The sequence below is a fragment of the Burkholderia sp. RF4-BP95 genome (genome assembly GCF_001521985.1).
Classification (GTDB): Bacteria; Pseudomonadota; Gammaproteobacteria; order Burkholderiales; family Burkholderiaceae; genus Burkholderia; species Burkholderia diffusa.
In genome coordinates, this window is record NZ_LOSX01000053.1 from 217,194 (window position 1) to 229,281 (window position 12,088).

Here is a 12,088-nt window from a genome sequence, read left to right on the forward strand (position 1 = left end):
CGCGATTCGATAACCTGACCCGTATTTGTTCGAAACGGTGCCCGATCTTCGCGCACCGTTTTTTTCGGAGAGTTTCATGCCGCATTCGTCGTCGGGCGCACCGCTCGATCCGGTCGCCTTCATCCACAGCCAGATCCGCACCGTGCCCGACTGGCCGCAGCCGGGCGTGATGTTCCGCGACATCACGACGCTGCTGCAGAGCCCGAAGGCGCTGCGCATCCTCGTCGACCTGTTCGTCGAACGCTATGTCGATGCGAAGCTCGACTACGTCGCGGGGCTCGACGCGCGCGGCTTCATCATCGCGCCGATCGTCGCATACGAATTGAGCGTCGGCTTCGTGCCGATCCGCAAGGTCGGCAAGCTGCCGTACAAGACGTGCTCGGAGTCGTACGACCTCGAATACGGCAGCGCGACGGTCGAGATCCACGAAGACGCGTGCCGCGCCGGCGACCGCGTGATCATCATGGACGACCTGATCGCCACCGGCGGCACGATGATGGCGGGGCGCAACCTGCTGCAGCGGCTCGGCGCGGTCGTCGTCGAAGGCGCGGCGATCATCGATCTGCCCGATCTCGGTGGCTCGACGCTGCTGCGCAACGCGGGGCTGCCCGTCTATACCGTCACCGAATTCGCCGGCCACTGAACCACTGGACGCCGGCCCACGCCGCGAGGTCACGATGCCCAACTTCATGCTGTTTCTCGCCACGTCGATCGCAATCACGTTCGCGCCGGGTCCCGACAACCTGCAGGTGCTCGCGCGCGGCATCTCGCAGGGCCGCGCGGCCGGCTTCGTCGCCGCGCTCGGCTTCACGGCCGGGATCCTGTTCCATACGACGCTCGCGGCGCTCGGCGTCGCGGCCGTGCTGCGCTCGTCGCCGGTCGCGTTCCAGATACTGAAGCTCGCGGGCGCCGCGTACCTCGTGTGGATCGGCATCAAGGCGCTGCGCAGCCAGGGTCTCGCGAACGCGCACGAGCGTCCGCCGCAGCCGCTTGGCGCGATCTTCCGGCAGAGCGTGATCGGCAACCTGATGAATCCGAAGGTCACGCTGTTCTTCGTCGTGTTCCTGCCGCAGTTCGTCGATCCGCATGGCGTGCAGGGCGTGACGCTGCAGATGTTCGAGCTCGGGGCGCTCTTCATGCTGCAGACGGCCGTGGTGTTCTCGCTGTTCGGCGTAGGCGCGGGCGCGATCGGCACATGGCTGAAGCGCCGCCCGAAGGCCGGCGTGTGGCTCGACCGGATCGCCGGCGCGACTTTCATCGCGATCGGCATCCGCGTCGCGCTGAAGGACTGAGCCGATGACGTTTCCGTGCATCGCGGCCGCGCGCCGCTTCGATCCGGCCGCGCACCTGCGTTTCGAGATCGCCGGCGAGCAGGTCGGCTGGGTGCGCCGCCAGGACGTCGCGAAGCTCGCCCGCTGGCCCGACGTGTTCGAGCTGACCGACGCGCGCGTCGTGCTGTCGGCGCGTTACGACACGGTCGACGCGCGCAGCATGGCGCTCGCGAGCGCGATCGGCGCGCTCGCGGCCGAGGGCGCGATTCCGGGCTGGCGCGACGAGATCTACGCGATCCGCAACCGCTTCGACGATCCGCCGCTCGCGTATATCGAACGCGCCGCGTCGCGCTTCTTCGGCACGCAGACCTATGCGGTGCACCTGAACGGCATCGTAGAATATGCGGTTGCGCCGGGCGAGCCGGCCGTGCCGCGGATGTGGCTCGGCCGCCGCAGCGCGACCAAGGCCACCGATCCCGGCATGCTCGACAACGTCGTCGCGGGCGGCATCGGCTGGGGCCTGGGCGTTCACGAGACGCTCACGAAGGAATGCTGGGAAGAGGCCGGCATGCCGGCCGAACTGGCGGCGCGCGCGATCGCGGGCCGGGCGGTGCAGGTGCTGTGCTCGCTGCCGGAAGGCACGCAGTCCGAACTGATCTTCGTGTACGACCTGCCGCTGCCGCGCGACTTCGCGCCGCACAACCAGGATGGCGAAGTGGCCGAGCACCTGCTGGCCGGTGTGTCCGAGGTGATCGGCTGGCTGCGCGAAGGCCGCGCGACGATGGATGCGAGCCTCGCGATGCTCGACACGCTGCTGCGCCATCGCTGGCTCCCGGCGGCCGACGCGGCGGGCATCGACGCGCTGTTCGCGCCGGCCGCGTAACGCGCGGCACGCCGGCACGCGCTCGGCACGAGCGCGGCCGAACGAACGGCCTATTTGACGAATACCGAAACGAAGGGAGTAGCGGTCATGTCGACCGATCACAGCTTTATCTTGAAACTGTCGTGCCCCGACCGGCACGGCATCGTCCACGCGGTCTCGGGCTTCCTGTTCGAGCGCGCCAACAACATCCTCGATTCGGCGCAGTTCGGCGACAGCCGCACCGGCGAGTTCTTCATGCGCGTGCACTTCGTGCAGGACGGTGGCGGCGCGGATGCCGCGTCGGCGCTCGACACGCTTCGCAACGAATTCGCGCCGCTCGCCGAGCAGTTCGCGATGCGCTGGGAGATGCACGACGCGGCCGTGAAGCCGCGCGTCGTGATCATGGTGTCGAAGATCGGCCACTGCCTGAACGACCTGCTGTTCCGCTACCGCACCGGCCAGCTGCCGATCGAGATCCCGGCGATCGTATCGAACCACAAGGAGTTCTACCAGCTCGCCGCGAGCTACAACATCCCGTTCCATCACTTCCCGCTCGTCGGCGGTTCGTCCGATGCGGCGAAGGCCGCACAGGAAGCGCGCGTGCTCGAAGTGATCGACGAACACCAGGCCGATCTCGTCGTGCTCGCGCGCTACATGCAGATCCTGTCGCCGAACATGTGCCAGCAGCTCGCCGGCCGGGCGATCAACATCCACCATTCGTTCCTGCCGAGCTTCAAGGGCGCGAAGCCGTACTACCAGGCGTTCGACCGCGGCGTGAAGCTGATCGGCGCGACCGCGCACTACGTGACGACCGATCTCGACGAAGGCCCGATCATCGAGCAGGAAGTCGAGCGCGTCGATCACAGCATGACGCCCGACCAGCTCACCGCGATCGGCCGCGACGTCGAGTGCGTGACGCTCGCGCGCGCCGTGAAGTGGCACGTCGAGCACCGGATCGTGCTGAACGGGACGAAGACGGTCGTGTTCCGCTGATCGGCGGTTCGGGGCGGCCATCGGCCGTCCGGCCCGCCGGCCCGCATGCAAAAACGCCGCGCCCTTCACGGGGCGCGGCGTTTTTTTTCGTGTGAGGCGCGCGACGCGCCGGGGCGGGGGGCGTCAGATCAACCGCAGCATGTACAGCTCGCGCTTCAGGTACGCATAGAAGATCGGCGCGGCGATCACGCCCGGCAGCCCGAACGCGGCTTCCATGATCAGCATCGCGAGCAGCAGCTCCCACGCGCGCGACTCGATCTGGCCGCCGATGATCTTCGCGTTCAGGAAGTATTCGAACTTGTGGATCACGACGAGGAACGCGAGCGACGCGATCGCCGTGCCCATGCTGACCGACAGCGACACCGCGACGATCAGCGTGTTCGAGATCAGGTTGCCGATCACCGGCAGCAGGCCGACGATGAACGTGACGAGCACGAGCGTCTTCGACAGCGGCAGCCGCTGATGGAAGACCGGCAGCGCGACGAGCAGGTAGATGCCGGTGAAGGTCGCGTTGATCGCCGAGATCTTGATCTGCGCGAACACGATCCGGCGGAACGATTCGGCGAAGCGCGACACGCGCGTGACGAGCGCGGTCGACAGCGGCCGGCGCACCTTGCCGTGCTCGACGCCGATCGCGATCATCGCGCCGATGATCATCCCGAACAGCACGTGGCCGAAGCCGCGCGCGACGCTCTTGCCGCCTTGCTGGAGCTGATCCATGTGCGAGTGCATCAGCAGCGCCGCCTTGGTCTTCATCTGTTCGACGTCGACCGGCAGCAGGCTCGCGATCCAGGACGGCGTGCGGGCGCGGGTCTGCTCGACGATCTGCATCAGCTGGTCGAGCAGGCTCTGCAGGTTCGGCACCGTGTGCTCGAAGTGCTCGATGATGCCGATCGTCAGGCCCGTGAGCCCGCCGACGATGGCGATCGACAGCAGCACGACGGCGACCCAGCGCGCCCGCATGCTCGTGGTGTGGCGTTCGACCACCGGGGCGATCGTGTGGATCAGCTGATAGACCAGCATGCCGGCCAGCAGCCCGCCCAGCAGCTTCAGTTCGATGACGAGCACCATCGCGACGAGGGCGAACAGGTAGCTGCCGATCTCGATTGCCGACAGCTTCGGCAGGCTGAAGTCGCTCGTCAGCCGCACGCTGCGCAGGTGCGGCTCGCGGTTCTGCGCGTCGCGCGACTCTTGTTGCTTCTCCATCGTGGATTCCTGTCGTTCGTGTGTCGCGCCGCGCGGTGGGCGGCAGGACGGCGGTCGCCCGGTGCCGCACCGGATTGGTGCGGATGGCGAACCTTACGACCGTAAAGTATAGCTGCCATTATGGTCCGCCACGGGGCAGTTTGGCTCGTGGTGTAAACGCAGAAGGGAAAACCGCAGAAGGGAAAACGATGAGGCCGGCGCCGCCGCGGGCGCCGGACGCGCGCGGCCGGCAGCCGCGCGCGGGAACGGAAAGTGTCAGCCGGACGCCGCCTTGCGGGTCGGACGCTTGAGCAGCGGCGCGAGGTACTTGCCGGTGAAGCTCGCCTTCGTCTTCGCGACCTGCTCGGGCGTGCCCTGCGCGATGATCTGGCCGCCGCCGGCGCCGCCCTCGGGGCCGAGGTCGATCACCCAGTCGGCGGTCTTGATCACGTCGAGGTTGTGCTCGATGATCACGACCGTGTTGCCCTGGTCGCGCAGCCGGTGGATCACTTCGAGCAGCAGCGCGATGTCGTGGAAGTGCAGGCCGGTGGTCGGCTCGTCGAGGATGTACAGCGTGCGGCCCGTGTCGCGCTTCGACAGCTCCAGCGACAGCTTCACGCGCTGCGCCTCGCCGCCCGACAGCGTCGTGGCCGACTGGCCGAGGCGGATGTAGCCGAGGCCGACGTCGAGCAGCGTCTTCAGCTTGCGGGCGATGACCGGCACCGCGCTGAAGAATTCGTACGCGTGCTCGACCGTCATGTCGAGCACTTCGCTGATGTTCTTGCCCTTGTACTGCACTTCGAGCGTTTCGCGGTTGTAGCGCTTGCCGTGGCACACGTCGCACGGGACGTAGACGTCCGGCAGGAAGTGCATCTCGACCTTCAGCACGCCGTCGCCCTGGCACGACTCGCAGCGGCCGCCCTTCACGTTGAACGAGAAGCGGCCCGGATCGTAGCCGCGCTCCTTCGCGGTCGGCACACCCGAGAACAGCTCGCGGATCGGCGTGAACAGGCCCGTGTAGGTGGCCGGGTTCGAACGCGGCGTGCGGCCGATCGGCGACTGGTCGACGTTGATCACCTTGTCGAAGTGCTCGAGGCCTTCGATCGCCTCGTGCGGCGCCGGCTCGGCCGACGAGCCGTACAGGTGGCGCGCGACCGCGTGGTACAGCGTGTCGTTGATCAGCGTCGACTTGCCGGAACCCGACACGCCGGTGATGCAGGTCAACAGGCCGACCGGCAGCTCGAGATCGACGTGCTTCAGGTTGTTGCCGTGCGCGTCGACGATGCGCAGCATCCGCTCCGGATCGGGCGCGATCCGCTCGTCCGGATACTCGATCGTGCGCTTGCCGACCAGATACTGGCCCGTCAGCGACTGCGGGTTCGACTGCACCTGCTTCGGCGTGCCTTCGGCGACCACCACGCCGCCGTGCTCGCCCGCGCCGGGGCCCATGTCGACGACGTAGTCGGCCGTGCGGATCATGTCCTCGTCGTGCTCGACGACGATCACCGAGTTGCCGAGGTCGCGCAGGTGCTTGAGCGTCGCGATCAGGCGGTCGTTGTCGCGCTGGTGCAGGCCGATCGACGGCTCGTCGAGCACGTACATCACGCCGGTCAGGCCCGAGCCGATCTGCGACGCGAGCCGGATCCGCTGCGCCTCGCCGCCGGACAGCGTTTCGGCGCTGCGCTCGAGCGACAGGTAGTCGAGGCCGACGTTGTTCAGGAAGGTCAGGCGCGCGACGATTTCCTTGATCACCTTGTCGGCGATCTCGCGCTTCGCGCCGTCGAGCGACAGGCCGTCGAAATAGCCGAGCGCGTCGCGCAGCGGCCAGCCGCTGATTTCATAGATGCCGCGCGCGTAGTCGCCGGTGCCGACCCGCACGTGGCGCGCCTCGCGGCGCAGCCGCGTGCCGTCGCACGACGGGCACGGCTGGTTGTTCTGGTATTTCGCGAGCTCTTCGCGCACCGCGACCGAATCGGTTTCGCGGTAGCGGCGCTCGAGGTTCGGGATGATCCCTTCGAACACGTGCTCGCGGATCGTCGTGCGGCCACGCTCGTTGATGTACGAGAACGGAATCGTCTGCTTGCCCGAGCCGAACAGCAGCACCTTGCGGATCTTCTCCGGCAGGTCCTCGAACGCGGCGTCGATGTCGAATTCGTAGAACGCCGCCAGGCTCTGCAGCATCTGGAAATAGAACTGGTTGCGGCGGTCCCAGCCCTTCACGGCACCCGCCGCGAGCGACAGCGACGGGTGCGCGACGACCCGCTTCGGATCGAAGAACGTGATCTGGCCGAGGCCGTCGCATTCCGGGCACGCGCCCATCGGGTTGTTGAACGAGAACAGGCGCGGCTCGAGCTCCTGCAGCGAGTACGAGCAGATCGGGCACGCGAACTTCGAGCTGAACAGGTGTTCGCGGTCGGTGTCCATTTCCAGCGCGATCGCGCGGCCGTCTGCGAGGCGCAGCGCGGTCTCGAACGATTCGGCGAGGCGCTGCTTCATGTCCGGGCGCACCTTCAGCCGGTCGACCACGACGTCGATCGTGTGCTTGTCGTTCTTCTTGAGCTTCGGCAGCGACTCGACCTCGAAGATCTTCGCGACGCCCTCGTTCGCGGTGCCGCCGCCCGAGCGCACGCGAAAGCGGACGAAGCCCTGCGCCTGCATGTCCTCGAACAGCTCGGCGTGCTCGCCCTTGCGGTTCGCGACGACGGGCGCGAGGATCATCAGCTTGGTTTCCTCGGGCAGCGCGAGCGCCGCGTCGACCATCTGCGACACGCTCTGCGCCTCGAGCGGGATGTCGTGGTCGGGGCAATACGGCGTGCCGACACGTGCGAACAAAAGTCGCAGGTAGTCGTGGATTTCGGTGACCGTGCCGACGGTCGAACGCGGGTTGTGGGACGTCGCCTTCTGCTCGATCGAGATCGCGGGCGACAGGCCCTCGATCAGGTCGACGTCGGGTTTCTCCATCAGTTGCAGGAACTGGCGGGCGTACGCGGACAGGCTTTCGACGTAGCGGCGCTGGCCTTCGGCATAAAGGGTGTCGAACGCGAGCGACGACTTGCCCGACCCTGACAACCCGGTAATCACGATCAGCTTGTGGCGCGGCAGGTCGAGATTGACGTTTTTCAGGTTGTGGGTGCGTGCCCCACGGATACGGATCTGTTCCATGAACCTGGCGAAAATGGAGGGAACCAAACCTGCTACTATAACGGCTTTTCGAGGCCGTCGTTGGGGGTCCCCAGCCTTTGCAGCAGCTGGCAGCAAGGCGGTTCCACGCCGGGGAAGCGGCCGCGCCGCACGGCTCGAGGCGGCCCGCGGGCAGCCTGCGTGACGTCCCGGAAAGCAGTCCCGGAAAGCGCCTGCCAGGCCCGCCGGGCCGGTGGCCCTGATCTTCCGCCGCCCGCCGCCGGGCGGACATTCCGATCATTCGAAATTCATTCCCGATGTCCAATCCGTCCGCCACGTCTTCCCGCATGAGTGCGCCCGAACTGCGCGCGACCACGTCGCTCGCGGCGATCTTCGCGCTGCGCATGCTCGGCCTGTTCATGATCATGCCGGTTTTCTCGGTCTACGCGAAAACCATCCCGGGCGGCGACAACGTGCTGCTCGTCGGCATCGCGCTCGGGGCCTACGGCGTCACGCAGTCGCTGCTGTACATCTTCTACGGGTGGGCGTCGGACAAGTTCGGCCGCAAGCCCGTGATCGCCACCGGCCTGCTGATCTTCGCGCTCGGCAGCTTCGTCGCTGCGTTCGCGCACGACATCACGTGGATCATCGTCGGCCGCGTGATCCAGGGCATGGGCGCCGTGTCGTCCGCGGTGCTCGCGTTCATCGCCGACCTGACCTCCGAACAGAACCGCACGAAGGCGATGGCGATGGTCGGCGGCTCGATCGGCGTGTCGTTCGCGGTCGCGATCGTCGGCGCGCCGATCGTGTTCCACTGGGTCGGGATGAGCGGGCTGTTCGCGATCGTCGGCGTGCTGTCGATTCTCGCGATCGGCGTCGTGATGTGGATCGTGCCCGATGCGGCGAAGCCCGTGCACGTGCCGGCGCCGTTCGGCGAGGTGCTCCACAACGGCGAGCTGCTGCGCCTGAACTTCGGCGTGCTCGTGCTGCACGCGACGCAGACGGCGCTGTTCCTCGTCGTGCCGCGCCTGCTGGTCGACGGCGGGCTGCCGGTCGCCGCGCACTGGAAGGTCTACCTGCCGGTGATGGGGCTCGCGTTCGTGATGATGGTCCCGGCGATCATCGTCGCGGAAAAACGGGGCAAGATGAAGCCGGTGCTGCTCGGCGGCATTCTGGCTATCCTGATCGGCCAATTGTTGCTCGGCAGCGCACCGCATACCATCCTGATTGTGGCGGCGATCCTGTTCGTGTACTTCCTCGGCTTCAACATCCTGGAAGCGTCGCAGCCGTCGCTCGTGTCGAAGCTCGCGCCCGGTTCGCGCAAGGGCGCGGCCACGGGCGTCTACAACACCACGCAATCGATCGGGCTCGCGCTCGGCGGCATCGTGGGCGGCTGGCTGCTGAAGCACGGCGGCGCAAACACCGTCTTCTATGCATGCTCGGGGCTCGTGGCGGCGTGGCTTATAATCGCGGCCAGCATGAAAGCGCCGCCGCGCAAGGCCTGAACCCTCTTTTCGGGCAGGCACCGGCGGCGCTCGCCGGCTTGCCCGGCGGGCCGCTCCGACGACATTCGCGGGCGGCCCGGCATCGAATTTACTGGAGAAACACATGGCATCCGTCAACAAGGTCATCCTCGTCGGCAATCTCGGCGCCGATCCTGAAGTCCGTTACCTGCCGAGCGGCGACGCGGTTGCGAACATCCGTCTCGCGACGACCGATCGCTACAAGGACAAGGCAAGCGGCGATTTCAAGGAAATGACCGAGTGGCACCGCGTCGCGTTTTTCGGCCGTCTCGCCGAAATCGTCAGCGAATACCTGAAGAAGGGTTCGTCGGTCTATATCGAGGGCCGTATCCGCACGCGCAAGTGGCAGGGCCAGGACGGTCAGGATCGCTATTCGACCGAAATCGTCGCCGACCAGATGCAGATGCTCGGCGGCCGCGGCGGTTCGGGCGGCGGCGGCGGTGGCGGTGGTGACGAAGGCGGTTACGGCGGCGGCTACGGTGGTGGTGGCGGCGGTCGCGGCGGCGAACAGATGGAACGCGGCGGTGGCGGCGGCCGTGCCGGCGGTGCGCCGCGCGGCGGTGCAGGCGGTGGTCAGAGCCGTCCGAGCGCGCCGGCAGGCGGCGGTTTCGACGAGATGGACGACGATATTCCGTTCTGACGGAACGTCGGCATCCCGCACCGGAATGGGCCCGAATGTCCGAGTCAAGCGAATCGCTTGGCACGGGCCTTCGGGTCTTTTTTCGTTTACGCCCCGCGCCCCGGAGGCCGGCCGTGGCTGACGCGCTTCCCCCCGTGCGGCGAACATCTCGCAGGCTTCACGCCGACGAAATCGCGCCGAGTGACCGCAACTGCAGAACAGGACTGGATCCCCGCGACAACGGACCGATGGAGCGGGCCCGGCAACCGTCATGCGTCAGAGCCGCTGCCGCGCATCTGACCTATGTCACGCGGCCGCCACGATTGACCGGCTAAGCTCGTTCTTTCGACGTTTCGATCGAAGGAGACACCATGCGGCGGGTCGTGTTCAACCAGAAGGGCGGTGTGGGCAAGTCGACGATCGTCTGCAACCTGGCGGCGATCAGTGCGAGCGAAGGGCTGCGCACGCTCGTCATCGACCTCGACGCGCAGGCGAATTCCACCCGCTACCTGCTCGGCGATCGCGCGGCCGACGCGCATCCCGGCGTCGCCGAATTCTTCGAGACCGCGCTGACGTTCAACTTCCGGCCGGTCGACGTCGCATCGTTCATCCATCCGACGCCGTTCGACGGGCTCGACGTGATGCCCGCGCATCCGGACCTCGACACGCTGCACGGCAAGCTCGAGTCGCGCTACAAGATCTACAAGCTGCGCGATGCGCTCAACGAGCTCGACACCTACGATGCCGTCTACATCGACACGCCGCCCGCGCTGAACTTCTACACGCGCTCGGCGCTGATCGCGGTCGAGCGTTGCCTGATTCCGTTCGACTGCGACGACTTCTCGCGCCGGGCGCTGTACACGCTGCTCGAGAACGTGAAGGAAATCCAGCAGGACCACAACGCGGCGCTCGAGGTCGAAGGGATCGTCATCAACCAGTTTCAGCCGCGTGCGAGCCTGCCGCAGCGGCTGGTCGACGAGCTCGTCGAGGAAGGGCTGCCGGTGCTGGCGTCGCGGCTGTCGGCGTCGGTGAAGATCCGCGAGTCGCATCAGCAGTCGACGCCGGTGATCCATCTCGAGCCGGCGCACAAGCTCGCGCAGGAGTTTCGCGCGCTGCATCGCGAACTGGTCGGGTGAGGGGCGGGCGCCGTCGCACGTCCCGGCGATTTATATACGATCATTGAATTCGTCATTAATAATCCCGGGAACGATTTCAAAATAAATCTGGAAAAACGATTACATAAGCATCCGCCCCATTTTCAATGCGCGCCCTTTTTCTAATAATGGGAATAATGGCGGGGGTAAATGTTGCGCGTGGCTGCGGTGGGTTATCCTGTAAAAAAGTAAAAATCGTTGCCGGACAAGGTGTTGCGACACGACCCCATTACGAACGCGCACTGTCGTGGAGCAGGCGCTTCGGCCGCTAAGGGTTTTCACCTAGCATTAATGCAATTTAATTGACAATTAATCCATCTAAAATGGCCATCCTCAACTCTTCGCAGTCAATCGTGTCCGAGGGTTGTGAATAAGGAAGCAGGCCCTCGATCTGCCTTCCATTTTCTTTACGTCGTCTCTCGCATTGCCAACAGGAGCGTGCCCGATGTCCGTATTTGCCCCCGAAAAATTCGCCGCCGATTATCAGTCCGGAATCGCCGCGTGGTTCGCGATTGCCCGTCCGGCAATCAATGGTTTCGAGGCAGTCGTCGAACTCAACCTGCAAGCGGCCAAGACGGCGCTCGAGGAATACGAGGACAAGCTGAAGAACGCGTTCAACGCGAGCAACCCGGCGGCAGGCTTCGCGCAGCAAGTCGCCGCACCGCAGGAAGCCGCCGGCAAGGCCGTCGCATACGGTCGCCATCTGTTCGATATCGCGGTGTCGACGCAGGCCGAGTGGGCGAAGGTTGCCCAGGCTCAGTACGAACAGAACGACAAGCGCGTGAAGGAAGTGGTCGGCGAGCTGACGAAGCATGCGCCGGCGGGTTCGGGCGCCGTGGTCGCCGCGCTGAACTCGGCGCTGTCCGCGGCGACGGCCGCGGCCGACTCCGTGCGTGCAGCGACGGGGCAGGCGATCGAGGCCGCACAAAGCGGTTTCGACGCGGTCAGCGAAACGACGGCCCGCGGTGCCAAGCAGACCGCCGCCGCCGCTCGCAAGGAAGCCGCTTCGCGCGAATCGGCTGCATGAGCGCGTGTCGCGCGCAGGCGCGACACTGATTGAGCGGCGCCGGCGGGCGCCGGCCGCCGCGTGTGCCGCGCGGCGATCGGCGTACGTCCGGTTCGCCGCCGCGTGCCCGGACGCGGTCGAGGCGGGCGGATGCGCGGCGCGCATGCGCGCGCGAGCGTGCAACCGCATCGCCGGCCGCATGGCGCTTGCGCGCCGCTGCCGCGCCGTACCGGCGCGCAATACGGATCGACCCACTGATTTCAATGCAGGAAGAGAACATGACGGACGTAGTGATCGTATCGGCCGCGCGGACCGCGGTCGGCAAATTCGGCGGCTCGCTCGCGAAGATCGCGGC

At 66.4% G+C, this 12,088-nt stretch carries 10 protein-coding genes; 8 read left to right on the plus strand and 2 right to left on the minus strand.

Annotated features, from left to right (window positions below; all coding sequences use genetic code 11):
- Positions 1 to 76: 76 nt before the first annotated feature.
- The 4 genes from WS46_RS19435 to purU all read left to right on the plus strand — a co-directional run bounded on the left by WS46_RS19435 (position 77) and on the right by purU (position 3,126).
- Positions 77 to 643, plus strand: coding sequence for an adenine phosphoribosyltransferase (locus WS46_RS19435; RefSeq protein WP_059526281.1), 567 nt, complete (start codon positions 77 to 79; stop codon positions 641 to 643).
- 34 nt (positions 644 to 677) lie between these two features.
- Positions 678 to 1,292, plus strand: a complete 615-nt coding sequence (locus WS46_RS19440) for a LysE family translocator (protein WP_059526081.1) — start codon at positions 678 to 680, stop codon at positions 1,290 to 1,292.
- A gap of 4 nt (positions 1,293 to 1,296) precedes the next feature.
- On the plus strand, positions 1,297 to 2,154 hold the full coding sequence (locus tag WS46_RS19445; protein WP_059691463.1) for a DUF4743 domain-containing protein: 858 nt from the start codon (positions 1,297 to 1,299) through the stop codon (positions 2,152 to 2,154).
- Between the two features lie 87 nt (positions 2,155 to 2,241).
- Positions 2,242 to 3,126 (plus strand): formyltetrahydrofolate deformylase, encoded by an 885-nt coding sequence (gene purU, locus WS46_RS19450; RefSeq protein WP_059526077.1) that lies wholly within the window; start codon positions 2,242 to 2,244, stop codon positions 3,124 to 3,126.
- 123 nt (positions 3,127 to 3,249) lie between these two features.
- Here purU and WS46_RS19455 read toward each other — a convergent pair whose 3' ends face one another.
- Together WS46_RS19455 and uvrA are read right to left on the minus strand one after the other, a co-directional pair.
- Positions 3,250 to 4,332: an AI-2E family transporter gene (locus tag WS46_RS19455; protein ID WP_059691464.1), complete on the minus strand. Its 1,083-nt coding sequence runs from the start codon at positions 4,330 to 4,332 to the stop codon at positions 3,250 to 3,252.
- Between the two features lie 255 nt (positions 4,333 to 4,587).
- Positions 4,588 to 7,473 carry an excinuclease ABC subunit UvrA gene (gene uvrA, locus WS46_RS19460; protein ID WP_059691465.1) on the minus strand — a complete coding sequence of 962 codons (2,886 nt, stop codon included), beginning with the start codon at positions 7,471 to 7,473 and terminating at the stop codon, positions 4,588 to 4,590.
- Positions 7,474 to 7,748: 275 nt separating this feature from the next.
- Here uvrA and WS46_RS19465 point away from each other — a divergent pair, with 275 nt between their 5' ends.
- From WS46_RS19465 to phaP, 4 genes are all read left to right on the plus strand, one after another.
- Positions 7,749 to 8,936 (plus strand): MFS transporter, encoded by a 1,188-nt coding sequence (locus WS46_RS19465; RefSeq protein WP_059451442.1) that lies wholly within the window; start codon positions 7,749 to 7,751, stop codon positions 8,934 to 8,936.
- A gap of 103 nt (positions 8,937 to 9,039) precedes the next feature.
- On the plus strand, positions 9,040 to 9,594 hold the full coding sequence (locus WS46_RS19470; protein WP_059691466.1) for a single-stranded DNA-binding protein: 555 nt from the start codon (positions 9,040 to 9,042) through the stop codon (positions 9,592 to 9,594).
- A gap of 350 nt (positions 9,595 to 9,944) precedes the next feature.
- Positions 9,945 to 10,709, plus strand: a complete 765-nt coding sequence (locus tag WS46_RS19475; protein ID WP_059526069.1) for a ParA family protein — start codon at positions 9,945 to 9,947, stop codon at positions 10,707 to 10,709.
- A 463-nt stretch (positions 10,710 to 11,172) separates the two neighbouring features.
- Entirely contained in the window at positions 11,173 to 11,754 is a 582-nt protein-coding gene (gene phaP / locus WS46_RS19480; protein WP_059526067.1) for a TIGR01841 family phasin, read from the plus strand.
- Positions 11,755 to 12,088: the final 334 nt, after the last annotated feature.

Excerpts from the sequence above, each read along its gene's own strand:
- WS46_RS19435 (WP_059526281.1), top strand. The coding sequence starts at position 77 with ATGCCGCATTCGTCGTCGGGCGCACCGCTCGATCCGGTCGCCTTCATC.
- WS46_RS19440 (WP_059526081.1), top strand. The coding sequence starts at position 678 with ATGCCCAACTTCATGCTGTTTCTCGCCACGTCGATCGCAATCACGTTC.
- WS46_RS19445 (WP_059691463.1), top strand. The coding sequence starts at position 1,297 with ATGACGTTTCCGTGCATCGCGGCCGCGCGCCGCTTCGATCCGGCCGCG.
- purU (WP_059526077.1), top strand. The coding sequence starts at position 2,242 with ATGTCGACCGATCACAGCTTTATCTTGAAACTGTCGTGCCCCGACCGG.
- WS46_RS19455 (WP_059691464.1), bottom strand. The coding sequence starts at position 4,332 with ATGGAGAAGCAACAAGAGTCGCGCGACGCGCAGAACCGCGAGCCGCAC.
- uvrA (WP_059691465.1), bottom strand. The coding sequence starts at position 7,473 with ATGGAACAGATCCGTATCCGTGGGGCACGCACCCACAACCTGAAAAAC.
- WS46_RS19465 (WP_059451442.1), top strand. The coding sequence starts at position 7,749 with ATGTCCAATCCGTCCGCCACGTCTTCCCGCATGAGTGCGCCCGAACTG.
- WS46_RS19470 (WP_059691466.1), top strand. The coding sequence starts at position 9,040 with ATGGCATCCGTCAACAAGGTCATCCTCGTCGGCAATCTCGGCGCCGAT.
- WS46_RS19475 (WP_059526069.1), top strand. The coding sequence starts at position 9,945 with ATGCGGCGGGTCGTGTTCAACCAGAAGGGCGGTGTGGGCAAGTCGACG.
- phaP (WP_059526067.1), top strand. The coding sequence starts at position 11,173 with ATGTCCGTATTTGCCCCCGAAAAATTCGCCGCCGATTATCAGTCCGGA.